Origin of the sequence: Streptomyces sp. SJL17-4 (assembly GCF_036826855.1) — a bacterium.
GTDB lineage: Bacteria > Actinomycetota > Actinomycetes > Streptomycetales > Streptomycetaceae > Streptomyces.
In genome coordinates this window covers 3,300,121-3,323,505 of the sequence record NZ_CP104578.1, presented here as the reverse complement: position 1 = coordinate 3,323,505, position 23,385 = coordinate 3,300,121, and the positions used below count along the sequence as shown (strand labels likewise).

Genomic DNA, 23,385 nt, shown 5'->3' with positions numbered 1-23,385 from the left:
CTCCGGAACGGGGACGGCCCCGCGACCCCTCCGAGGAGGGGCCGCGGGGCCGCACCGTGCCGAGCGTCGTCGCTCAGCTGTTGCCGGCGCCGTTGCCGGACAGCACGGGGATGTCGCTGAGGATGTGCGACAGCGGCTCGTCACCCTTGGCCTGGGTGGAGTTCTCGGTGCACTGCTGGTTCTGCGGGGAGGACAGGACGTTGATGTCCTGAACGGCGATCGGGATGAGCCCGACGATGGAACCGGCGTTGACCTTGGCAGGCAGACCGATGCACGGCTTGTTCAGGGAGCCCTGGACGAGCGCGAACTGCGGGCTCATGTTGCCGTGGGTGGACGAGTTGCCGAACTCCTGGTGGGCACCGTTGCCGCTGAGCGAGGTGGTGCCACCGTCGTCGGCGATCGCGAGCGCCTGTCCGGCACCCGCCGCCGTCGCGCCGAGCACCGACGCGGCCACAGCAGCCGTAGCCAACAGCTTCTTCATTGTTCAGGCCTTTCGGATTGTGGCTCGCTGAGTGCCGAGCCGTGCTGATCAACTGGTCAGCGGTCCGGAGGTTCCGCGAAGTCCACCGGACGGACTACGGGCAGATGAGCGAAGCCCCCGGAGCCGGCCGGTAGGTGGCCACGGAAATCTCGCTGGGCGCGACCTCGTCGGCGGCCGGCAGCGGCTGGTCCCTCCGCAGTCGCCCGAAGACCTCCGCCGCCCCCTCCTCGTCCCAGTCGAGCGTGGACCCGACGCCCGCGATGTTCGGGTTGAAGCCGCGTACGGGCACGGTCGCGAACTCCATCCGGTCCGGGGGCAGGTCCCGCAGCCGCGAGGCGAGCGTGAGCAGCTCGGTCGCGGAGATCCCGCGCTCGGTCGCCCCCGTCCCCCGCAGGGTCTCCGCGAGGTCCCGCAGCCGGTCCGGATCGTCGAGCATGCCCTCGCGGAGCCGCTCCAGGGTGTTCACCACGAACTGCTGCTGCTTCTGGATGCGGCCGAAGTCCATCTTCCCGTCGGCCTTCCGCGACCGCACGTACTGGAGCGCCTCGCCGCCGCCGACCGGCGTGGTCCCGGGCTGCAGGTCGATGCCGGTGGCCGAGTCCTTGAGGGCCTTCTCCGTACAGATGGGGACCCCGCCGTCGACACGGTCCACGGTGTCCATGAAGCGCCGGAAGTCGATCTCCAGGTACCGGTGGACGGGCAGTCCGGTCAGCGACTCGACGGTCTCCACCGTGAAGGAGGAACCGCCCTCGGCCCAGGCACCGTTGATCTTCGCCTGGTGGGCGGCGTGCAGCTTCCCGGTCCGCCGGTCGCGGTGCTGGTCGGGGAAGGAGGTGAGCGAATCGCGCGGCAGGCTCACCACGTCGACCCGGTCGTTCTCGGCCGAGACGTGCACGAGCATCATCACGTCCGTGCAGTCGCACTCCTTCCCGCCGAGCCGGAATCGTTTCTTCTCCTCCTCGGTGACACCCCTGCGGCTGTCGATGCCGACCACGAGGAGGTTCAGCCCCCGTTCGGGGGCGGGGAGCTCGGTGGGTGCGGCGGCGAGGGCGCCGGGAGCGAGGGCGGCGAGCGCGACGAGCGCCGCCGGAACGAGCAGCGGACGTCGGGGGCGCCGTGATCGCGGGAATTTCATGCCCGAACGGTAAATCGATCACTCTCGCACACAGATACGCGACGCGACATGAACAGGACGAATCACTCTCCTGCGACGCCTGTGGAATGATGCGGGAATCGCAGCGGAAGGAGCGAAGATGGCGCCGGATCCCGGGAAATGGGAACGGATGGCCTTCATTCCGAAGAGCCGATATGTGAGCGACCCGCCCCCAGCCGATCGCACACCATTCCCCCTCTATTCCTCACTCGTCACCCAATGGGTGCAGGCGGGCCGCACGGTACCGGGGATGCCGGACCGCGAGTGGGAACGGCTGATGGCCACCCCGGTCTGGCCGACCTGGTAGCGACCGGCCGGGTCGACAGGGAGCAGACGCGAAAGGGGCCGCCCCGGAGGGCGGCCCCTGACGTGTGGACGTCGTCGCGCGGAGGCGGAACGTCAGTTGTTGCCGACGCCGTTGCCCGACAGGACCGGGATGTCGTCCAGGATGTGCGACAGCGCCTCGTCACCCTTGGCCTGGGTGGAGTTCTCGGTGCACTGCTGGTTCTGCGGGGAGGACAGGACGTTGATGTCCTGGACCGCGATCGGGATGAGCCCGACGATGGAACCGGCGTTGAGCTTGGCCGGCAGACCCACGCACGGCTTGTTCAGCGAGCCCTGGACCAGCGCGAACTGGGGGCTCATGTGGCCGTACGTGGCGGAGTTGCCGTACTCCTGGTGGGCGCCGTTGCCGCTGAGCGACGTGGTGCCGCCGTCGTTGGCGATGGCGAGCGCGGGAGAGGCAACGGCGGCGGAGGCGCCGACGATGGAGACGGCTGCGGCCGCAGTGGCCATAACCTTCTTGATCACGGGAGTTCCCTTCTAGAACCGGCTCCGTGCAGGGAGCGCCCTGATCAACTGGCGGTGGACGCGTGGGTTCCGCTGTGTCACTCCCTTGGCGGAGCGCACTCGGCAGCGCCAAACGAGGGGCCAGTCGAACGGGTGAAGAGCCGGAACCTAAGCCCCCGCGCGCAGTTGATCCCGTCGCATCAATCAGGTCGATTGGTGGGAACAGGAACGGAATCACCGTGATCAAGAAGATTATGGCGGCTGCGGCTGTTACGGCCTCTGTTGTCGGCGCTTCTGCTGCGGCGGCCTCCCCGGCGCTCGCCATCGCCGACGACGGCGGTACGACCTCGCTCAGCGGCAACGGCGCGCACCAGTCGTTCGGCAACTCGGAGACCAAGGGCAACATGAGCCCGCAGTTCTCGGCCGTCCAGGGCTCGCTGAACAAGCTCTGCCTCGGCGTCCCGGCCAAGGGCAACGTCGGCTCGGTCGTCGGCATCCTCGTCCCGGTCGCGGTCCAGGACATCAACGTCCTGTCCTCCCCGCAGAACCAGCAGTGCACCGAGAACTCCACCCAGGCCAAGGGTGACGAGCCGCTGTCGCACATCCTGGAGGACATCCCGGTCCTCTCCGGGAACGGCGCCTACAACGGCTGATCCGTCTCGCGCGGGACAGGGCCGGAGGGAACGCTCTCGTTCCCTCCGGCCCTGTGTTGTGCGCGCAATGGAGTGAAAGAACGAAAGTCGTCGTTTTCGCGGTTTCCTTTGTGCGACATGTTCGTTGTGTTGCGTGAAAGTGTTCCGCCACCGAAAGGATGCAGACGAAAATGAACTGTAAGAAGGCTGCTGCCGTCGTCGCCGGAATCATCATGGCCATGGGTGCGGCGACCCCCGCCTTCGCCGACGCCGAGGCCGAGGGCCTGGCGTTCGGTTCGCCGGGCGTCCTCTCCGGCAACGTCGTCCAGGTCCCGATCCACGTGCCGATCAACGTCTGCGGCAACAGCGTGAACGTCATCGGCGCGCTCAACCCGGCCGCGTTCAACACCTGCGTCAACGCCTGATCCCTCAGCGGCGCGCAGACACAGGGCCGGCCCCCGGAGAGCGTCCGCTCCCCGGGGCCGGCCCTCCCTCATGCGGAGACCGGCGCCCTCCCGCCCGTACGCGGTCGGCCCACCGCCCCGCCCCGGGTCCCCACCCGCAGCCGCTGCCGCACCCCGCGCACCAGACGCCCCGCCGTGTACTCGGCCCCGAGGACGAACCGCATCGAGGGACCGTACGAAGGCGCGGTGAGCAGCCCGGCGAGGAACAGGCCCGGCCACGAGGACTCGAAGAGACCCCCGACCTCCGGTGCCCCGCCCGCGCCGACCGTCCGTAACGCGCCGCGCAGCTCCGGGGAGAGCACGTCCGCCCGGTCCAGGCTCGGAGTGAAGCCGGTGGCCGCGACGACATGGTCGGTCTCCAGGACCGTCGTTCCCTCCGGCCCGGTCACGTCGAGCCGCAGCCGCTCGTCCCCGGTCACGGTCGCCGAGGTGATCCGTTGCCCGAGGCGCACGTCCCCGACCGCCGCGAACCGCTCGCGCAGCCACCAGGCCCCCGCCGGGCCGAGCGCCGAGTCGAAGATCCGCTCGCGGGTCGCGGCCGGCAGCCGCCGGAAGACCCCCGGGGTGTCCGCGTACAGCTTGTTCCGCCAGCCGCAGCCGAGCCCCGTGTGCGGTGCGCGCACGGTCGGCCACAGGCCACGGTCGAGGGCCGGGGGCAGGGTGTTCCAGTTCAGCCGGTCCGCACGGGCGAGGATCCGTACGGTCGCGGCGCCCCCCTCGACGAGGAGCGCGGCCGTCTCCAGGGCGGCCTGCCCGGCCCCGACGACGGTGACGTCCCGGCCGGTGAAGCGGTCCAGCTCGCCGTGGTGGCTGGAGTGGGTGACGTACCGCCGGGGCAGGCCCCGCAGCGGTCCCGGGATCTCCATGAAGGGCAGGACGCCGACCGCCAGCGCCACCGTCCTGGCCCGCAGCGCCTCGCCGTCCTCGGTGCGCAGCTCGAAGCCGTCCGCGCCGGGCGCGACCGAGCCGATCAGACGCGCGTCGAGCGCGGGCACCGCCTGCCGGGCGAACCAGTCGCCGTACGCGGCGAAGAAATCCACCGGCAGCGGCACCCCGTGCGCGGCGCGGACACCCCGCGTGGCGGCGTAGGCGTCGAGCCCGTACGCCCCCTCCGGGTCGGAGAGATGAGAGGCCCAGGGCTCCGACTTCAGGAACATGCCCGAGGGCATCGCGTGCCAGGACGCCATCGAGCGGCCGAAGGTCCGCAGGCGCAGCCCGTGGGCGGCCGCGTGCGCGGCCACGGACAGACCGTACGGTCCGGCCCCGACGACCACCAGGTCGTACATCGACTTCGACATCGTGCTGTCCACCTTCATCGTGGGGTGAGCTGGTTGGAGGGGCTGCGGGGCTGCGGCGGCGCGGGCGGCAGCGGTGGACGCGTCCGCCGGGAGCCGAGGAACCGCCGCGCCGAGGCCACCGCCCTGCGCAGCAGGTGCCCGAGCCAGGCGAGGCCCATCGCGCACGCCGGTGCCGGGTCGTCCGCCGCGCACCAGGCGTACTCGGTCCGCCGCGACGCGCCCCCGGACCCGGACCCGGACCCGTCCGTGGGACGGCGGCGGGGTGAGGTGAGGAACGACAGCGCCGCGTAGTTCTCGACCACGAACCGGCGGCCGTACGCGGGGGAGTGCGGGGGTACGGGGCGCCCGGTGAGGTCCAGATGGAGCGCCCGGACCACGTCCAGACCGTCCGCGTCGGCGAAGAGCCGGAACTGCGCGCCGGGCCGGGGGTTGAAGTCGAGCAGGTGGTACGCGCCCGTCGACGGGTTCAGCCGGAAGTCCAGGTCGCACACGCCCCGGTAGCCGAGCGCGTCGAACAGCTCGCGGGCCGTGCGCTCCACGGTCGGGTTCGCCGTCCAGCGGCCCACGGCGGTGAGCCCGGCGCCGTCCGGCCAGGACCGCTCCTTGCGGCCCGTCGCGCCTGTCGTACAGCCGCCGTCCGCGTCCACGTACCCGTGGAAGAACCAGTCCAGGTCACGGCCCGTGGGGAGGAGTTCCTGGAGCAGCAGCCTGCTGCCGGCCTCCGGTGTCCGGGCGTACAGCTCCCGCACCTCGGCGAGGGACCGCACGATCGAGGTGCTGCGCAGCCCGCCACCGGCCGGAAGCAGCCAGGGGCGGCTCCACTTGGCGACCACCGGCAGACCGAGCGACCAGGCCATGGCGGTGGCCTCGCGGGAGCCGGTGGGGAGTTCGGTACGGGGATGGGGCAGGCCCAGGGCCGCGCAGGTCTCGGCGAGCGCCGCCTTGTCCGCGACCCGCAGCAGCTGCTCCTCGGTCTGCTCGGGGAGCAGGAAGCGCGGGGAGAGCTCGGCGCGGCGGCGCGCCAGGCCGAGGGCGCTCACGTCGTCCAGGGGGAGGACGAGGAAGGGAACTGACGAGCCGTCGGGTGCCGGGCCCGCCTCGTCCTCGATCTCGTCCGCGTACCGGTGGAGGAGCGCGACCAGCTCGGTGGCGGAGGCCGACCCGGGACTCGCGCGGGCCGATCGGAGATAACGGGAGCGGGCGACCGGACTGGTGCTCGATTCGATGACCGCGTGGACCGGAATTCCCGCCCGGCCGAGCGAGCGCGCGGCTCCGAGCGTGCCGTGATGGAAGGGATTCCGGTCGAGCCGCACTAGAACGGTGGGGACGCTGGTGTCGAAACTCTGACGGCGCGGCACGGCATGCCCTTCCATCTCGGGTGCCCCAACTGGGCGATCAAATCCTCTAATGGACTACTGATCAGAGGAAAGCCGAGTTCACGGTCGGCTCATTAGGAATACTTTCTGAACATCGGATTGACGGATCATCAAAACGCGTACGACGCGAAGGAGCGGCCATGGCGGCTACACATCGGCGAACATCGAGAGTGTGGCTGGGGGTGTTCACCGCCGGTCTCCTCGCCTCGGGCTCAGTCGTGCTGTCGTCCCCCGCGCACGCCTCCGAATCCGTAACGACGAGGGACCCCGGACCGACTCTCTCCAGCGCCATGGGAGCCTTTCTCGACTCGGGCGAGCTCGGGGTCGCCCGCATCGGGCAGCTGGAGCAGTGGCTCGGCGGACGCGAACTCCGCGTCGGCCACACCTACCTCCCCGGCGACCTCTGGAAGAACATCGAGGGCCCGCCCGGCTTCCTCGACGCCTGGGCGGACTGGCGCAACGAGAAGGCCGACCGCCTGTTCGTCCTCAACGTGCCCATGCTGGAGCGCAACGAGGCGGGCGTCTCCGACGCCGAGGTCCGCCGCCAGCTGCAACTCGGCGCCGCCGGGTACTACGACCACCACTTCACCGCCCTCGCCGAGCGGCTCGTGCGCCTCCGGGCGACCGACACGGTCGTCGTCCTCGGCTGGGAGATGAACGGGACGACGTACACCCACCGCTGTGCGCCCGACCCGACCGCGTGGAAGAAGTACTGGAACCGGATCGTCACCGCGATGCGTTCCGTGCCCGGCCAGGAGTTCCGCTTCGACTTCAACCCGAGCCGCGGCCGCGACGCCGTTCCGTGGACCGAGTGCTACCCGGGCGACGACGTCGTCGACATCATCGGGATGGATTCGTACGACCAGCCCCCGGGCTCCCGTTTCGACGAGCACGTCAGCGAACCGTACGGGCTGCAGAAGCAGGTCGATTTCGCCGCCGAGCACGGAAAGGAGATCTCCTATCCCGAATGGGGGCTCTTCCGTAACGGCGACAACCCCGAATACATGCGGCGCATGCTGGACTGGATGAAGCAGCACAAGCCGCTGTATCACACGATCACCGATTACTGCCCGCACGGCGTCTGGCAGTGCGACGACAATCCGCGGTCCTCGCAGACGTTCCGGCAGATGCTGTACGGCACGGAGCCGGAGCTCCCGACGCAGCCGACGGATCCCACGGACCCGGTGGACCCGACCGACCCGGTGGACCCGACGGACCCGGTGGACCCGACGGACCCGACCTGGCCGACTGACCCGGTGGACCCGACGTGGCCGACCGATCCGACCGACCCGACGTGGCCGACCGATCCCACGGATCCGGTGGACCCGACGGTTCCTGAGCCGAAGCCGAAGCCTGAGCCGAAGCCCGAGCCGAAGCCTGAGCCGAAGCCGGAACCCAAGCCTGAGCCGAAGCCCGAGCCGAAGCCGGAACCGAAGCCTGAGCCCAAGCCGGAACCGAAGCCCGAGCCGAAGCCGGAACCCAAGCCTGAGCCGAAGCCTGAGCCCAAGCCCGAGCCGAAGCCTGAGCCCAAGCCTGAGCCGAAGCCTGAGCCGAAGCCCGAGCCGAAGCCGGAGCCGAAGCCTGAGCCCAAGCCGGAACCCAAGCCTGAGCCGAAGCCCGAGCCCAAGCCGGAACCCAAGCCTGAGCCGAAGCCCGAACCCAAGCCTGAGCCGAAGCCCGAGCCGAAGCCGGAACCCAAGCCTGAGCCCAAGCCCGAGCCCAAGCCCGACTGTTGGACCGTGAACCTCGGTTCATGGGTCGAGAGTTGGATCGGTGGGCCGGTCTGTGTCCCGAAGGACTCCTGGAAGGACGAGGTCGACCTCGACTGGAAGGACGCGCTGAAGGGCGTCTGGCCCTTCTGACCCCCGGGACGGCGGCGGCGGAGATCATCCGCCGCCGCCGTTCGGCGTGCGCCCGGTGAGCCGGCCGAGCGCACGGCCCACCCAGGCGCGTTCCCGCGCCTGCCGGACCGCCCAGCGGCGCGCGTCGGCGGCGCCCGCGCGGAGCCAGAGCAGCGGGGCCGTACCCCGTCCGGTGAGCATGAGCCGCTGGTTGCCGACGGTCTCGGGCCGCCAGTGGTGCTTGTACGCCTCGGTGCCCCGCAGCATGCTCAGCGTGGCCCGGCCGCCGGCGCTGGACTCCCCGGCGCCGTGCCGGAGCAGCATCGTCGCGACGTCGACCTTGCGGGCCCGCAGGGCCGGGTCGGCGCCGTACAGATAGCCGCCGGCGAGCCGCGGGGACATCAGGGTCAGGTCGGCGGCCACCACGTCCCCGGCCAGCCGGAACTCGGTCACCATCGCGTCCCCGCGCTCCACCATCGGCCGCACCGCCCGCGTGAGGTGCTGGGCGAACCGCTCGCTGGTGTGCTCGGCGGTGACGCCCCGCCCCTGCCACTGGAGCCGGTGGAGCCTCAGCAGCCGGTCGAGGGCGGCCGGCACCTCGGAACCGGTGACCACGTGCGTGTCGATGCCGAGGGCGTCGAGCTTGCGCAGCTTGGCGCGGACCCGCTGGGCCTTCCCGGACGGGATACGGGCGAGGAGCCCCTCCATGGGTACGGCGGGCAGCTCCAGGCAGAGCGAGTCGGGCATCCGTCGGCGTGGCCCCCGCCAGTGGACGAGGACCCGTTCGCCGGCCGCCCCCGGTCGTACCTCCCGCAGGTCGATCACCGCGCCCCGGGCGGCCCGGGCGAGCGCCCCGGCCAGCGCGGGGGCCGACTCGGGGCAGCCGTCGTCGAGGAGCACGTCCGTGAAGTCGGTGATCGAGCCGCCGAGATGGGTGAGGACGGGCAGCGGACCCCGGGCGCGCATCAGGGGCGCGGCGGCGACGAGTACGCCGTCCTCGCGTCGTACGAGCACCAGCCGCAGCGCACCGGGCCTGCCGTACGAGAGCCACCAGGAGTGCAGCCAGGCGTGGGACTGGAAGGGGGTGGCGGTGGAACAGCGCCCGTACAGCGCCGTCCACTCGGCCGCCAGCCGCCCGAAGGCCTCCTCGTCACGGCAGATCTCGGTCCGCAGGCCCGACGGGACGCCCGTCGCTCTCGGGCTCACACCGCCTCCGGCTGGTGCGCCGCGGCAGCGGGAGCGGGCACGGCGGCGGAGGGCGTGGTTCCGGAGGGGGTCGCCGCCTGCCGGGAGTGCCGGGCCTCGCTGCGCGCGGTGGCGCGCTTCGGCCGGACCAGGAGGGCGAGGCCGCCCAGGAGCCCGCCCGCACAGCCGCCGACGAGCGCGGAGAGCGGCGCGGAGGGCGACACGGGAGCGACCGGCTTCGTGGCACGGGAGAACTGGACGACCTTCACGCCCGTGCTGCCGGCGACGTGGGTGCTGTTGAGGACCAGCGCGCGGGCCACCCCGTCGGCCATGGACACGGCCTTCGCGGGCTTCACGGACTTGGCGGTGATCGAGATCATCGGGGCGTCCGGGGAGGTCGCGGCCTGCACGCTCTTGCGCAGGGTGTCGGCGGTGACCCCCGCCCACACCTGGGCGTCGCCGGTCACCGCGATGTCGGTGGCGACCCGCCCGTAGGCCTGGGCGAAGCCGAGCGCGGCCGCCGGGTCGGACTTCTCGGCCGGTACGACGATGACGTAGCTGGTCGCCGCGTACTGCGGGGTCTTGAGGGCCCCGTAACCGCCGCCGAGGACGGCTCCGGCGAGGACGGCGGCGGGCAGGACCGCCCAGCGGCCCGGTGCGCGCAGGCCGGCGGGGAGGAAGGTACGGCGTGGGGTGGTGTTCATCGGACGGGCTCTCTCACTTCGCGGGGGAGGGGGTGCCGTGGACGGCCTGGTCGTAGAGGGACATCAACTGCCGGGCGCTGTGCGCGATGTCGTAGCGGCGGGCGGCGGCCGGCAGCGGGAGCCGGGCCAGCCGGGCGTCATGGATGCCGCGCAGCGCGGAGACCAGCTCGGGTACGGACTCGCCGATCCGGCGGGCACCCGGTGCCGCCTCCGGTGTCAGGTCGTCGATGGCCGGGCAGGCCACGTACAGCACGGGCAGTCCGGCGGCGAGGGCCTCGACGACGGCGAGTCCGAAGGTCTCGTCGGGGGAGGTGGACACGAAGACGTCCATGGCGGCGAGGAGTTCGGGCAGTGAGGGCCCGGGCCGGTCGGTGTTCGGCGGGTCCTCGCAGGCCCCGGCGAGCAGGACCCGGTCGGCGGCCCCGCACTCGCGGGCCACCCGGAGGAGTTCCGCGCGCTGCTCGCCCTCGCCGACGAGGAGCAGCCGGACGTCCGGGATCGAGGCCACCGCCCGGACGAGCCGCTCGAACCGCTTTCCGGGCGTGAGCCGCCCCACCCCGCCGACGACGTAGGCGTCGTCGGGGAGCCCGAGGACGCCCCGGGCGAGGCGGCGGGCGCGGGTGTCGAAGGCGAAGCGGTCGGTCTCGATGCCGTTGGGGACGACCCGGATGCGGTCCGGCGGCACCCCCCAGTCGGCGAGCCGGCGGGCGACGCTCGGGGAGACGGCGACCGTGGAGGTGCCCAGCCGCTCGGACGCGAGGTAGAGCGCGCGGGTGCCCGCCGAGAGCGGCCGTCCCTCGATCTGGGTCTCGCCGAGGGAGTGTTCGGTGGCGATGACCCGCCGCACGCCGGCGAGCCGGGCCGCCGTCCTGCCGTACACGCAGGCCCGGTAGAGATGGGTGTGGACGAGGTCGTACCGGCCCTGCCGGACGATCCGGGCCAGGCGCGGGAGCGCGCCGATGTCACGGTTGCCCGCCATGCCCAGATGGGTGACGGGGGTGCCGTCGGACTCGATGCCGGCGGCGACGGCGCCGGGGTTGGTGAGCGTGACCACGCCGCTCTGGACCGGCAGATGGCGGAGCAGGAGCCGCAGCTGCTGCTCGGCGCCGCCGATGCCCAGCCCGGTGATGACGTGCAGGACCTTCATGACGCACCGACCACGGCGGGGCCGTACCGCGCGGGGATCAGGTCGGCGGGGTGGCGGCGGCGCAGCGGGTGCAGGAGGCGCTTGGCGGTGAGCCGCCACGAGGTGTCGTCCTCGCCGATGTGGACCCGGGGCAGGGCGTACGTGCCGGTGTGCGGGCCCGGGTCGATCGCACAGCCGTAGCGGTAACCGGCCTTGCGTACGGCGTGGATCGCGCGCGGGTCGACCTGTCCGTACGGGTAGCAGAAGCCCTCGACGGTGGTGCCGGTCATCTCCTCCAGGAGCTCGCGGCTCCGCCGGGTCTCCGCGGCCAGCTCCGTGTCGTCGGCCGCGGTGAGCGAGACGTGCGTGAGCCCGTGCGAGCCGATCTCGAAGCCGGCCTCGGCGATCCGCACGATGCCGTCCTCGGTCAGCAGCGGCTTGCGCGGACCCTCCGCGTCCCAGGTGTTCTCGCCGCCGAGCCGCCCCGGCAGGACGTACACCGTCGCCGTGAAGCCGTGCCGGCGGAGCAGCGGCAGCGCCGAGTCGAGGAAGTCCGCGTAACCGTCGTCGAAGGTCAGGCCCACGAGCCCCTTGGCGCGCCCCTCCGCGGTGGCGGCGAGCAGCTCCCGGACCGACACCCCGCGCAGCCCTCGGTCGCCCAGCCAGTGCAGCTGCCGGGCGAAGCGCACGGGGGAGACGGTCACCCGGTACGGATCGTCAGCGGTGTCCGCGATCGAGTGGTACATCGCCACCCACGGGGGCGGCTTCATCCACAGGGGCGGCTTCGGCAGCAGACGGCTCAGCGCGGTGGCGGCGGGCATGGGGGGTCCTCCGGGAGGCGGAGCTGGGCAGGGGCGGAATCTCGGGCGCCTTGGCGGCGCAGGCGATGAAGATCAGGAAGACGCCGGCGACGACCAGGCCCGCCACGGCGACGGCGAGGGCGGCGGGGCCGATCGCGAGCGAGCACAGCCAGCCGGCGCCGGTGGCCCACGCACCCGCGGTGGCGAGCCGGAGCAGTCCCTCGCCGAGCCGGTCGACACGGACCGGGACGGCCTGCCGGTGCGCGCCGCGCAGCAGCAGGACCGCGGTCAGGGTGATGCCGAGGGCGTTGGCGGCGGCGATGCCGACGGCGCCCCAGTAGTGGGCGCCGGGGACTCCGGCGGCGGCGGTGGTGACGAGCCCGGCGGCCATCGCGGCGGCCGGGTACCAGAGCGGGCGCGCGGCGGAGAAGTAGCAGCGGACCAGCGCGCCCACCATCGTCTGGCCGAGCAGCCCGAGGGCGTAGACCCTCATGACGGCGGCGGTGGCGACGGTGTCGGTACGGGTGAACTCGCCGCGCTCGAAGAGCAGCTCGACGATCCGGGGCGCGACGGCGATCACCGTCGAGGCGCCGACGAGGACGACGACGGCGGCGAGCAGCAGGTCCCGCTCGACGCGGCGGCGGGCCGCCTCCGTGTCGCCCGCCGCGAGGGCGCGGGCGACCACCGGGAAGCTGACCGTGCACAGCATGAGGGAGAGGATCATCGGCATCTGCGCGACCTTCTGCGCGTAGTTCAGATGCGAGATGGCGCCGGCGGGCAGCGGCGAGGCGAGGAAGCGTTCGATCAGCGTCTGCGACTGGCGGGACAGCGAGAACGCGACGACGGGCGCGATCAGTCCGAGGACCAGGATGCGGCCCTCACCGGTGGAGGAGGGCGCGAGCGCCTCGGGCTCCCGCATCGGTACGGGGCGGGCGCGCAGCTCCCGGATGAGCGAGGGGGCCTGGACGAGGACCATCAGGACCCCGCCGACGGCGACGCCGGCGGCGGCCGAGCGCACGCCCCAGGGCTCGCGGAGCAGCAGGATGGTGCCGATGATGCCGGCGTTGTACGCCACGTAGATGGTGGCCGGTGGCAGGAACGAGCCGTGCGCGCGGAGCGCCGCCGAGCAGTAGCCGACCAGGGCGAACGTCAGGACGCAGGTCCCGGTCAGCCGGGTGCAGTCGATCGCGAGGCCGGGGTCGGGCAGACCGGGGGCGAGCGCCCCGACGATCAGTGGGGCGGCGACGACGAGGATCGCGGCGACGACGCCGACGGTGAGGGTGAGCCGGGGCAGGGTGCCCCGTACGAGGGCGCGGACCGGGTCGCCGTACAGGCTGCCGGAACGGCGGGCCAGGGCACGGGAGAAGGCCGGCACCAGGATCAGTGCCATGGCGTCCTCGATGAGCAGCGTCGAGGCGAACTCCGGCACCGTCCACGCCACCAGGAACGCGTCCGTCTCGGCGCCGGCCCCGAAGTACCCGGCCAGGATCTGGTCCCGTACGAGCCCGAGCAGCGCCCCGACCGCGGTGAGTCCGGCGGTCACGGCGGCGGCCTTCGCGAGGAAGCCCCGGCCCTCGGGCGCGCCGGTCCGGGCCGCCCGGCCCCGGGCGTGGGCGCGACGGCCGGAGGGACCGGGGGAGGCGGCGCGGGAGCCCGCACCCGCGCCCGTGCCCGTGCCCGCGCCCGTGCCCGTGCCCGCGCCCGCGCCTGTGCCCGTACGTGTGCCCGTGCGCGTGCCCGTGCCCGTACCTGTGCCCGTACGCGTGCCTGTGTCCGTCCCCGGCAGCACGACGGCCTCCGAGGGCCACGGGGAGTCCGTGGGGCCCGGAGGCGCGGTCGGCCAGGGGTCGGTCAGCGGGGTGCCGCAGGGCGGTCCGCCCGTGGGGCGTGGTTCACCGGCCCGCGGGGTGTCCGTGGGCTCCGGTTCCCCGGCCCACGGGTCACGCACGCCGGACCTCCGCGAGGGCCCACCAGGCCGCGAGGCCCAGCACGACCGACATCAGGACCGTCGAGGGGCCGCCGATGTCCGCGTAGAAGAAGTCGATGAGCTGCCAGCCGAGCAGGCCCGTCGCGACGAGCGCGCAGTCCGCGCCGAGGCGCCGGCGCCGCAGCGCGCCGACGAGCAGCGCCACCCAGCTGCCCGCGAGGGCGAGCAGCCCGAACAGGCCCTGCTCGCTGAGGACCAGGAGGTACATGTTGTGCGGGGACAGCAGCGGCTGCCGTGCGAAGGCGGCGCCCGCGCCGGCCGTGTCGCTGCCGGAGGACAGGGCGAGGGAGGCGTTCGAGTCGCGGTACTGCGGGAAGCCCTTGAGGCCGACGCCGGTGACCGGCTCCGAGGCCCACATCCGCCCGGCCGCCGCCCACATCGTGTACCGGTCCGTCACCGACTGGTCCGGCGCGGCCGCCACCTGAGTGATGCTGGCGACCCGCTCCTTCACCATCGCCGAGCCGATGCCGAGCCCGCCGACCAGGACCACCCCGAGCGCGCCGGCGGCGAGCGCCACGCGCGCGGCCCGCCGGGGACCCGAGAGCAGCAGCTGGATCCCGCAGGCGAGCACGGTCGCGATCCAGGCGCCCCGGCTGAACGACAGCACGAGCGGCAGGAAGAGCAGTCCGGCGCAGACGAGCGCGGCCGTCCGGGTCCGCCCGGGACCGCTGCCGAGCGCGATCCCGGTGACGACGACGAGCCCGTACGACACGACGGTCGCCATGCCCATCACATCGGTCGGCCCGAAGGTGCCGACGGCCCGGATGTCCTCACCCATGTACGAGGCACCGGTGCCGGTCAGGTACTGGGCGACACCCACCGCGCCCTGGAGCAGCGCGAGCCCGACCAGACCCCAGGCGACCACGGCGAAGTCCCGCCGGTCACGGATCATCAGGAGCACGGCGGCCGGGACGAGCACGAAGATCTGTACGTACCGGGCGACGCCCGGCAGGCTCGCCGCCGGGTCGTTCGAGGTGATCGCCGCGAGACAGATGCCGAGGACCGGCAGACCGAGGACGACGGCCGCCGTCCGGGTCAGCGGCCGGGCGCCGCCGCGCAGCACCCGGACGAGGCAGATCAGGACGAGCAGCCCGGAGGCCGCGTCGGCGACCGTCCCGGTGCCGCCGGTGCCGCCCTGCGCGCCGCCGCCGCCCGGGACGAGCAGCAGCGCGATCACGGCGAGGACCGGGGAGAGCGCCCCGGCCCTGCGCGCCCAGTCCCGTACGCCGGTCTCCCGGGCGCCGGGCTCCCGTACGTCCGGGGCGAGCGCCGGCACCGTCACGGCCGTGGCCATCCTCAGCTCCCTGTGGGTCGGACGAGTCCGGCCGCCGTGCGCAGCAGGATGCAGACGTCCTGCCAGAGCGACCAGTGGTCGATGTAGTGGTTGTCGAAGCGGCAGCGGTCCTCGATCGAGGTGTCGCCGCGCAGCCCGTGCACCTGCGCCAGACCGGTCAGCCCCACCGGCATCCGGTGCCGGGCCGCGTAACCGGCGTGGATCTTGCTGAACTGGGCGACGAAGTAGGGGCGTTCGGGCCGCGGCCCGACCAGGCTCATATCGCCGCGCAGCACGTTCCACAGCTGCGGCAGCTCGTCGAGCGAGGTCTTCCGCAGGAAGTTCCCGGCCGCGCTCATCCGCCGGTCGCCCGCCACGTTCCAGCGGGTCGCCGACTCGGTGTCGTCGGAGGGCCGGAGCGTACGGAACTTGAGCAGCGTGAAGTGCCGCCCGTGCTGACCGACCCGCTCCTGCCGGAACAGCACCCCGGGACCGTCCGCGAACCGCACGGCGAGCGCGCAGAGCAGCAGCACCGGCAGCGCGAACGCCAGCGCGGGCGCGGCGAGCGCGATGTCGAGGGCACGCTTGGCGGGCAGACCGCGGCGCTCGACCGGCGGGACGACGCGCTGCCAGGCGTACCCCCACATGTGCGCGCCCATCGGCCCGTCCTGGTGCCGTCCGCCGACCCGCCAGGTGGTGCAGCCGTAGTGCTGGAAGAGGGTCACGAGCCCCGGGTCGTCGTCGAGGAACACCGCGTCGCGCACGGTGTTCTGGATGACGGCCCGGTGGATCTCCTCCGTCGTGGTGAGCACCGGAAGCCCGGACTCGCCGGCCGGCCGGGGAGCGCCGCCCTGCTCGGGCACGCCGACGATGCCGACCGGTCGTACCCCGTACTCGGGATGCTGGGCGGCGGCGGAGGCGAACCGGCGCGCGGCCCCCGCCCCGCCGACGATCAGCGCCGACCGCGGATGGTCGCGGGCGATCCGGCGCCGCCGGGCGAGCAGCAACGCCCTGATCAAGGTCACGACGCCGACGTGCGTGGCGTACGCGGCGCAGAGCCGCAGCGGCCCGATCGCCAGGTCCGGGGAGGCGGCGGCCACCGCGGCCGCCGCCAGACACCAGGCGACGCCGGCTCGGGAGGCGAGCGCGGGCAGCTCGTCGAGGGCCCGGGTGTGCGGGGCCGGACGGTGGAGCCCCGCGTGCCCGTCGAGGACGAGGACGAGCGCCACGATCGGCAGCAGCAGCCGGACGTCGTGGTGCGCCGTGCTCAGCAGCGTGGCGGCGGAGAGGACGGCCAGGCAGTCGACCGCGACGAGCGGCAGCACGCCGGACCGCGGCCGCACCGGGCGGTACAGCAGGGCGAGCCGGTCGGTCGTGCCGCGGCGCGGTGCGAGGGAGGCGAGGCCGAAGGTCTGGCCTGCCGTGGGCCAGGGGCCCGGTGAGGGAGGGACGCTGGTGCTTTCGGTGGTCACTGCGCAATCGGCTCTCTGTGCTCGGTGCCCCGCACTCGGGCCAGTTCGCGGTAGACGTCCGCGACGGCAGCGCCGGTGCGCCGGACATCGAATCTGCTGAGTACGTGCTCGTGGGCCTCACGGCCCAGGCGGTGCCGGAGCTCCTGCCTGCCGAGGAGGCGGCCGAGAGCGGTGGCGAGCGCGGCCGGGTCCTCGGGCGGGACCAGGCACAGGGGTTCATGGGCGGGCGGCAGGCTCTCGCGGGCCCCGTCGACATCGCTGACGACGACCGGCCGGCCGGCCGCCATCGCCTCCAGGGGCGCGAGCGCCATGCCCTCCCAGCGGGACGGCAGGACGACGACATCGGCGGCCCGGTACCAGGGGACGGTGTCGTCGACGGCGCCGGTGAACCGCACCGAGGGGCCGGCGGCGGCGCGCAGCCGCTCGCCGTCGGGGCCGTCGCCGACCAGGACGAGACGGGCCGTCGGCACCTCCGCGAGGACGGCGGGCCAGGCGGCGAGCAGCACGTCCTGCCCCTTCTGGCGGCAGAGCCGGCCCACGCAGACGACGGTGGGCGCGGGGTTGCCGGGCGGGCCTTCGGTCGCGAACCGGGCCACGTCCACACCGTTGTGGACGACGGACCAGTCCGCCGTGACCCCGGCGGCCTCGCCGGTACGCCGTTCGGCCTCGCTGACGCAGACGATCCGGTCGGCCCAGCGGGCGCCGAACCGCTCCCAGCGCCGGGCCAGCGCGGCGGTCGTTCCCTCGACCGCCTCGAAGGACCAGGCATGCGGCTGATACACCGTCGGAACCCGTCCGCGCAGGGCGAGTCGGGCGCAGAGCCCGGCCTTCGCGCTGTGCGCGTGGACGAGTCCGGGGCGGACGGTACGGATCACCCGGGCCAGGTCCCGGGTCTCGCGGACGAGCCGGGGTCCGGGGTTCCGGCCGGCCCGCCAGACATGGGTGTCGGCCCCTTCGGCGCGGACGGCGGCGGCCAGGACGGTGTCCGGGGGACAGGCGACCGCGACCCGCAGACCGGCGGCGAGTTGGGCGCGGACGAGGTCGATGACGACACGGGCGACCCCGCCGTCACCGGGCTGGACCGCGTGCAGGACGGTGACGGACCCGGGGTCCGTGTCTCGTGGAGGCAGCACGTCAGCGCCGGACGTCCGCCTGGAAGAAGAGCGCACCGAGCCACACGGTGTCCTTCCGGCTCCCCGACCGGACGTGGACACGGTCGGCCCCGTCGCGCAGTGCCCCCCGCAGGTCGAAGACGTCGGAGTCGTACCCCAGAGTGTTCGTACCATCGGGTGAGCGGACCGTACGGCCGGTGCCGAATTCGGTGATGCTGGAGTTCATCACGTCGTCCGCGGAATTGGCGGAATCGGAGAGCCGGACGCCCTTCGAGCGGCTCGTTTCCACTGCCAGGTAATCACCGGAAGTACCCCGGTCGCCGTCATAGGCGATCACCCCGAGACTGCCGTTCGTGTCCTTGCCGTAACGGTTTGCGTCGAGCGGTACGCGAAGCTCGCCGGAGTGCGGTCCGACCGTTTCGAATCCGTCCCAGACACCGATCCTGCGGAGCGGTTCCGACGCCTTCTCGTACGCGGCGACGAGCGTCCAGCCACCCCAGCCGCCGACCGCCGACCGGCCCATGGCGACGTTGACCTGAGCGACCGTCCACTGCCCCGACCGGGCGGAACGGACCAGCTCGGTGACATCGGCGGAGGCCTGGAAGGCGTCGGCTCCGTCGGCCGTGCGGTGGCCGATCAGGGTGTCCGCGAGCAGCGCCTTGTACTGGCCGCCGGGCTCGGCGATCAGTACCCGGCCGTTGTCCTCGGGCGGCTTCTGCTCGCCCACCCGCAGGTTCCCGCCCCAGTAGAGACGGGCCCAGCTGACCCGGGCATCCGCGGGAACGGCGAGTTCGGCCCGGCTGGAGTTGTACGTGTTGGGGTCGCTGTCCACGTCGACGTAGGCGATCGCGGCGTCGTCGTTGACCGACTCGGTGCCCTTCGCGCCCTTCGCCGAGGAGTTGGCCGCACGCACGACCCCACCGTGCTGCACGGACTGGTAGCGGGCGGCGAACGGGACGCGGCTCGCCTCCCGGGGCTCGGGTGCTGAGGCGGAGGCGACCGGCAGCGCGGCGGACAGCGCCGCACACGACAGGGCGCACAACACGCTGCGACGCACAGCAAGAACCGCTGAATTCCGCATACAGGTTCTCCGCTTTGATGAGAGAAGGAAGGGAAGACCCGTGAAGGCCGGGAGAGGGGAAGGTGTCGTCCGCACGAAATGGGTGAACGCGCGGCGGGCCCGGAAGCAACGTTCGGGAACGTTATAACCCCGACGCGGGGCGATAGTAAGCATTAGATGCCTGGAAACGCTAACTCCCGTATCCGTGCGGCAGGTTCCTCGTTGAGCGTGTTGCGCCATTCCACGCCCACTCCCTCCAATGGCCCTCCTATGGCCCAAAGATCGGTTGAACGTCACCCGTTCGGGAGAGCAACCGATGAAAGGCCGAGGCGTTGTTGAGAGAGCCGGGCCGAACAGTCCGCGCAGTCCACGTTGAATTTCGATCGAGGAGCACTTCCCCATGTCCCGTATCGCCAAGGCCGTTGTCCTGACCGTGGGTGCCGCCGCCGCGGTCGCCGGTGCCGCCGGTGCCGCCGCCGCCGACGCCGGCGCCGAGGCCGCGGCCGTGAAGTCCCCCGGTGTCGCCTCCGGCAACGTCGTCCAGGTCCCGGTGCACATCCCGGTCAACCTCTGCGGCAACACCGTCAGCGTCATCGGCGCGCTGAACCCGGCCCTCGGCAACGCCTGCGTCAACGCCTGATCCGGCACGCCTGATCGGTCCTTCCGAAGCCGGTGCGCCCACCCCCGACGGGGTGGGCGCACCGGCTTTTTCCCTTGCGGTCATGGGGTCGGTACTCGTTCGGCGGCACCGTCGTGCGCCGGTCGGTGCAACGGCGTACGCCCCTTCGGGGGGCGTGTTCGAGGGGTGGATTCACTCGAACGGAGGCGTGGCGCTCAGTAGTTCTGTGGTTGCGGAGGGCTACACCCGCAGGCACGGTGAGAGGGAATTTGTCCGACGCATAAGGAAAAGGAACACATATGCGTCCCCTGGCTACGCGCCGCATCACCGCCCTGGCGATATCCGCCGTCATCACCCTCGGCACGGCGGGACCCGCCATCGCCGGCGAACACCACCCGTCCACCGCGGCCGAACGGGCCGCCTACGCACCCCTCCCCGACGCCGCCGCCCTGCTGACCCAGGCCGAGGCGCTCGGAGACCTCGGTTCGGTGACCACGCCCGTGACCGAACTCGTCACGGCCGCGCTCAAGGCCGACTCGGGTCAGCTCCCGGCGGCCGACGCCGAGGCCCTCAAGGCCAAGATCGCGGCAGCCGTCGACGAGGCCAAGGCCGCCGCGCCGGCCCCGCTGCCGGACACACCCGCCACGCCCCCGTCGACCGACCTGCCGGTCACGCCCCCGTCGACCGACCTGCCGGTCACGCCACCGGCGGCCGAGCTCCCCGTCACGCCACCGGCCGCGGAGACCCCCGTCGATCTCCCGGCGAAACCCCCCGTGGAAGCCCCGGCCCTGCCCGTGAAGCAGCCCGTGACCCTGCCCGTCGCGGCCGATGCGAAGGCCGCGTGGGCCGGGAAGGCGGCCGCCCCGGCGGACGTCGTCGACGACGCGCTCGCCTCGATCGAGAAGGCGGTCGCCGGCCTGCTCGCCGCGGTCACCTCCGGCGACGCCGGCGGAGTCGTACCGCAGGTCACGGCGACCCTGACCTCGCTGGTCAACTTGGCCGTCGCCACGCTCCTCGGCAGCGGCCTGCCCGCCCCCGACCTGGCCGGACTGCCCGCGCTGCCCACGCTCCCGGTCACCGCGCCCGAGCTGCCGGTGAAGCCGCCGGTCGACGCGCCCGAGCTGCCGGTCAAGCCCCCGCTGCCGGTCCGGTAGTCACGCGCAGGCCTCTGTGCCGGCCCGGCATCCCGCCGGGCCGGCGCAGGCGTGTGCGGCGGTGTGCGATCGGCAAATAGCACCGGTCCGCATCGATCGGGTGCAGTGTCGAGAAATCCTTCCTCCCGGAGTTTCCGTGCGGCACGCCGTTCGTTACAGAAGCAGAACAAAGTGCGCAGGATTCGGCCAAGAAGCCTGTGTAGTACGTGACTTGAAAGCACAAGGGAAGGATTCACCCCATGAAGCCCACCAAGGTCGCCGCGGTTGTCGCCGGTTCGCTGATGGCCCTTGGCGCTGCCGCGCCCGCCATGGCCACGGAGGCGCTGACCCCCACCAGCCTGAACGGTGGCCTCGAAGCGATCGCCGCCAATGGGCTGAAGTCGGATGTGCTGAGCAGCACCACGGACGGCTCCCCGGTCAAGACCGTCACGGACACCGCGACCCAGCTGAACGACACCACCAAGGGCGCCCCGCTGCTGGGTGGCCTGCCGGTCCCCGGTGGCCTGCCGGTCGGTGGCTGACTGTCGGTCAGTCCCTGGCTGACGTCACATCAGTGACCCTGCCTTCGCGGGCATTTGCGGCGGTCCGCGCGCCGTCGCTCCCCACGGTCGGCTGATCGAATGATTTTCTGATCGGCTGCCGTGTGGCCCCCGTTGCGGGGGGTTCGCCGACCCATACCCTCTGGCCAGTCCCACGCGAACGTCGGCGTGGATCAGGCCGGTCGGAGCGAGGGGGGATCCTCGCCGGTCTCTCCCTTTCTCCAGAGGAAGAGCGGTATGCGGTCCATCATCAGCAGGAAAGTACTCACCGCGGCGGCAGCGACCGGCATCTTGTCGCTGAGCGGCGGATTCGCCCTGGCCGCGAACTCCCACGCCGGTACGGGCGACGGGCCGGGCCCCGGCCATGCCGGTCATGTCCAGGCCCCGCTGCCTGCGGACGTCTGCGGAAAGAGCATGGATCTCGGCGGTTTCGTCGCCGCGGCCGTCGGTGACCTCTGCGCCCAGGCGGAGGGTCCCGGCGGCTACGGCGACGAGCCGGGTGAACCCACGCACCCCGGCGAGCCGACCCATCCGGGTGAACCCACGAAGCCCCCCACGTACCCGCCGACCACGCCTCCCACACACCCGCCGACGACTCCTCCCACGAAGCCGCCGACGACGCCGCCGACGTACCCTCCGACGACTCCGCCGACGACTCCTCCCACGAAGCCGCCGACGACTCCTCCCACGAAGCCGCCGACGACTCCGCCGACGACTCCTCCCACGAAGCCGCCGACGACGCCTCCGACGTACCCGCCGACCACTCCTCCCACGACTCCTCCCACGACGACGCCTCCGACGTACCCCCCGACCACTCCCCCCACGACTCCTCCCACGACTCCGCCGACTCACCCGACCGAGCCGGGTGACTGTGAGGAGCCCAAGCCGGGTGAGGAGCCGGAGCCCGGTTGCGAGGAGCCGACGCACCCGCCGACCACGCCTCCCACCACCCCGCCCGAGCTCCCCGACACGGGTAGCGAGCACGCGCTCATGGGCGCGGCCGCGATCAGTGCCGCACTGATCATCGGCGGCACCGTCGTGTACCTCCGCGGTGGCCGGGTCGCCCGCCGCCACTGACGCCGGACACCGGCCGAGCGTCAACCGGGGCCCTCACCTTCACCGGTGAGGGCCCCGCCCGTTGCTGCACATGGGGGAGTTCCGGCGACGTTCCCCCGAAGGTCTCGTTGTCAGAACATGACTCTGCGCTCTCACGCCGGCATGGGACTCCTCATGACCGCATTCGCCTCCGCCGCCCTGGCCGCCCCGGCGGCGGCCGTCGAGGCGCCGGTGATCGTCCCCCTCCAGGGGCTCGAGCCGGTGCTCCCGATGGACGCCCCCACGGTGGCCACCGGTGTACCCGTCCCGATGCCCGGCGCGCCCACCGGCTTCCAGAAGGGCCTCGGCGCGCTGCCGGACGCCACGCTGCCCAGCGTGCCGCTGGCGGGCACCCTGCCGGAGACCGTCGTCGACGCCCCGCTGCCGGAGCTCCTCAAGGGCAGTGAGCCCGGCCGCGCGCTTCTCAGCAGCCCGCACTCGGAGGTGAAGGCGGCCACCCCCGGCGCCGTCCTCGGCAACCCGGTGGAGGCCCCGCGCGGCAACGGGCTCGCCGGACTTCCAGAGCTGGCCGAGCCTCAGGTCGGCCTCCTCACCCCGATGCTCAGCGGAGCCCTCGATCCCCAGCTGGGTCTGGCGCCGAGCGGGGGCTGATCTCCCTCCGATATCCCTCGGAGATCCCTCCGTTCTTTTGTGCGAATGACGGCCCTGCGGGTGAAGACACGATTCTTCCCCGCCACCGGAAGGGCTCTCGTTCGTTGCAAGAGGAGGCTCGTCGCATGGCCGCGGCCCGCGGACCGAGACCGTCCCGCTGTATCCGGCGGCGGACGGTTTTCGGCCCGCGGGCCATTTTTTCGGTTTTCCTTCTTCTCTTTCGGCCCAACGGCCGTGACCCGGCCCGTGGTACGACGTTGAACGGGAATGACGGCCGTGATTCCTGCGGTCGCTTTCCACGTCCAAGGAGTTCTTGATGTCTCGCATCGCGAAGGCTGCCGCTGTTCTCGCCGGCACGGGTGCCGTTGCCCTCAGCGGAGCCGGCCTGGCCGTCGCCGACTCGGGCGCCGAGGCCGTCGCCGCCCACTCGCCCGGTGTCGCCTCCGGCAACGTCGTCCAGGTCCCGGTCCACGTCCCGGTCAACCTCTGCGGCAACACCGTCAGCGTCATCGGTCTGCTGAACCCGGCGTTCGGCAACGCCTGCGTCAACGCCGACGGCAACGGCAACGGCAACGGCCACGGTGACGGCGGCTACGGCGGCTGAGCCCCCGTA

Annotated in this window: 22 protein-coding genes and 1 pseudogene; 8 read left to right on the top strand and 15 right to left on the bottom strand. The window is 72.6% G+C overall.

What is annotated here, in order from left to right:
- Positions 1-73 precede the first annotated feature (73 nt).
- From N5875_RS14465 to N5875_RS14455, 3 genes are all read right to left on the bottom strand, one after another.
- Positions 74-481 carry a rodlin gene (locus N5875_RS14465; protein WP_338494154.1) on the bottom strand — a complete coding sequence of 136 codons (408 nt, stop codon included), beginning with the start codon at positions 479-481 and terminating at the stop codon, positions 74-76.
- A 94-nt stretch (positions 482-575) separates the two neighbouring features.
- Positions 576-1,616, bottom strand: coding sequence for an LCP family protein (locus N5875_RS14460; protein ID WP_338494151.1), 1,041 nt, complete (start codon positions 1,614-1,616; stop codon positions 576-578).
- Between the two features lie 417 nt (positions 1,617-2,033).
- Entirely contained in the window at positions 2,034-2,444 is a 411-nt protein-coding gene (locus tag N5875_RS14455; RefSeq protein WP_318208917.1) for a rodlin, read from the bottom strand.
- A 218-nt stretch (positions 2,445-2,662) separates the two neighbouring features.
- Here N5875_RS14455 and N5875_RS14450 point away from each other — a divergent pair, with 218 nt between their 5' ends.
- Together N5875_RS14450 and N5875_RS14445 are read left to right on the top strand one after the other, a co-directional pair.
- Positions 2,663-3,076 (top strand): rodlin, encoded by a 414-nt coding sequence (locus tag N5875_RS14450; RefSeq protein WP_318208918.1) that lies wholly within the window; start codon positions 2,663-2,665, stop codon positions 3,074-3,076.
- A gap of 170 nt (positions 3,077-3,246) precedes the next feature.
- Entirely contained in the window at positions 3,247-3,480 is a 234-nt protein-coding gene (locus N5875_RS14445) for a chaplin (protein WP_318208919.1), read from the top strand.
- A 68-nt stretch (positions 3,481-3,548) separates the two neighbouring features.
- On the opposite strand, the gene N5875_RS14440 is transcribed toward N5875_RS14445, so the two are convergent.
- Positions 3,549-4,805 (bottom strand): FAD-dependent oxidoreductase, encoded by a 1,257-nt coding sequence (locus tag N5875_RS14440; RefSeq protein ID WP_318209230.1) that lies wholly within the window; start codon positions 4,803-4,805, stop codon positions 3,549-3,551.
- 26 nt (positions 4,806-4,831) lie between these two features.
- The gene (locus N5875_RS14435; protein WP_338494146.1) at positions 4,832-6,175 is read right to left on the bottom strand and encodes an ATP-grasp domain-containing protein; all 1,344 of its coding nucleotides are present in this window, start codon (positions 6,173-6,175) and stop codon (positions 4,832-4,834) included.
- A gap of 158 nt (positions 6,176-6,333) precedes the next feature.
- Between N5875_RS14435 and N5875_RS14430 the strand changes: the two are divergent.
- Positions 6,334-7,554 (top strand): annotated as a pseudogene (locus N5875_RS14430) (glycosyl hydrolase); the annotation flags it as partial.
- A 525-nt stretch (positions 7,555-8,079) separates the two neighbouring features.
- Here the strand turns inward: N5875_RS14430 and N5875_RS14425 are convergent.
- The 9 genes from N5875_RS14425 to N5875_RS14385 are packed head-to-tail and all read right to left on the bottom strand — an operon-like array spanning position 8,080 to position 18,774.
- The gene (locus N5875_RS14425; RefSeq protein WP_338494144.1) at positions 8,080-9,240 is read right to left on the bottom strand and encodes a GNAT family N-acetyltransferase; all 1,161 of its coding nucleotides are present in this window, start codon (positions 9,238-9,240) and stop codon (positions 8,080-8,082) included.
- Positions 9,237-9,923 carry a lipopolysaccharide biosynthesis protein gene (locus tag N5875_RS14420; RefSeq protein ID WP_338494142.1) on the bottom strand — a complete coding sequence of 229 codons (687 nt, stop codon included), beginning with the start codon at positions 9,921-9,923 and terminating at the stop codon, positions 9,237-9,239. The genes N5875_RS14425 and N5875_RS14420 overlap by 4 nt, the downstream gene beginning before the upstream one ends.
- A gap of 13 nt (positions 9,924-9,936) precedes the next feature.
- Entirely contained in the window at positions 9,937-11,070 is a 1,134-nt protein-coding gene (locus N5875_RS14415; protein WP_338494140.1) for a glycosyltransferase, read from the bottom strand.
- Positions 11,067-11,870: a polysaccharide deacetylase family protein gene (locus N5875_RS14410; protein WP_338494137.1), complete on the bottom strand. Its 804-nt coding sequence runs from the start codon at positions 11,868-11,870 to the stop codon at positions 11,067-11,069. The genes N5875_RS14415 and N5875_RS14410 overlap by 4 nt, the downstream gene beginning before the upstream one ends.
- On the bottom strand, positions 11,767-13,797 hold the full coding sequence (locus N5875_RS14405; RefSeq protein ID WP_338494134.1) for a lipid II flippase MurJ: 2,031 nt from the start codon (positions 13,795-13,797) through the stop codon (positions 11,767-11,769). The genes N5875_RS14410 and N5875_RS14405 overlap by 104 nt, the downstream gene beginning before the upstream one ends.
- Entirely contained in the window at positions 13,790-15,130 is a 1,341-nt protein-coding gene (locus N5875_RS14400; protein WP_338494131.1) for an O-antigen ligase family protein, read from the bottom strand. Before N5875_RS14400 ends, N5875_RS14405 begins: the two co-directional genes overlap by 8 nt.
- A gap of 2 nt (positions 15,131-15,132) precedes the next feature.
- Positions 15,133-16,581: a sugar transferase gene (locus tag N5875_RS14395; RefSeq protein ID WP_338494129.1), complete on the bottom strand. Its 1,449-nt coding sequence runs from the start codon at positions 16,579-16,581 to the stop codon at positions 15,133-15,135.
- On the bottom strand, positions 16,578-17,714 hold the full coding sequence (locus N5875_RS14390; protein WP_318208927.1) for a glycosyltransferase: 1,137 nt from the start codon (positions 17,712-17,714) through the stop codon (positions 16,578-16,580). Before N5875_RS14390 ends, N5875_RS14395 begins: the two co-directional genes overlap by 4 nt.
- A 1-nt stretch (position 17,715) precedes the next feature.
- Positions 17,716-18,774 (bottom strand): DUF3344 domain-containing protein, encoded by a 1,059-nt coding sequence (locus tag N5875_RS14385; protein WP_318208928.1) that lies wholly within the window; start codon positions 18,772-18,774, stop codon positions 17,716-17,718.
- A gap of 379 nt (positions 18,775-19,153) precedes the next feature.
- On the opposite strand from N5875_RS14385, the gene N5875_RS14380 reads away from it, so the two are divergent.
- The 3 genes from N5875_RS14380 (at position 19,154) to N5875_RS14370 (ending at position 21,047) form a co-directional block, all read left to right on the top strand.
- The gene (locus tag N5875_RS14380) at positions 19,154-19,393 is read left to right on the top strand and encodes a chaplin (RefSeq protein ID WP_318208929.1); all 240 of its coding nucleotides are present in this window, start codon (positions 19,154-19,156) and stop codon (positions 19,391-19,393) included.
- A gap of 278 nt (positions 19,394-19,671) precedes the next feature.
- Positions 19,672-20,526, top strand: coding sequence for a hypothetical protein (locus N5875_RS14375; RefSeq protein WP_338494125.1), 855 nt, complete (start codon positions 19,672-19,674; stop codon positions 20,524-20,526).
- 239 nt (positions 20,527-20,765) lie between these two features.
- Positions 20,766-21,047, top strand: a complete 282-nt coding sequence (locus N5875_RS14370) for a hypothetical protein (RefSeq protein ID WP_318208931.1) — start codon at positions 20,766-20,768, stop codon at positions 21,045-21,047.
- Positions 21,048-21,547: 500 nt separating this feature from the next.
- On the opposite strand, the gene N5875_RS14365 is transcribed toward N5875_RS14370, so the two are convergent.
- On the bottom strand, positions 21,548-21,838 hold the full coding sequence (locus tag N5875_RS14365) for a hypothetical protein (protein WP_338494121.1): 291 nt from the start codon (positions 21,836-21,838) through the stop codon (positions 21,548-21,550).
- A 457-nt stretch (positions 21,839-22,295) separates the two neighbouring features.
- On the opposite strand from N5875_RS14365, the gene N5875_RS14360 reads away from it, so the two are divergent.
- Both N5875_RS14360 and N5875_RS14355 read left to right on the top strand, forming a co-directional pair.
- Complete coding sequence (locus tag N5875_RS14360; protein WP_318208933.1) at positions 22,296-22,772, top strand: hypothetical protein; 477 nt, start codon at positions 22,296-22,298, stop codon at positions 22,770-22,772.
- A gap of 316 nt (positions 22,773-23,088) precedes the next feature.
- Positions 23,089-23,376: a chaplin gene (locus N5875_RS14355; RefSeq protein ID WP_318208934.1), complete on the top strand. Its 288-nt coding sequence runs from the start codon at positions 23,089-23,091 to the stop codon at positions 23,374-23,376.
- Positions 23,377-23,385 lie beyond the last annotated feature (9 nt).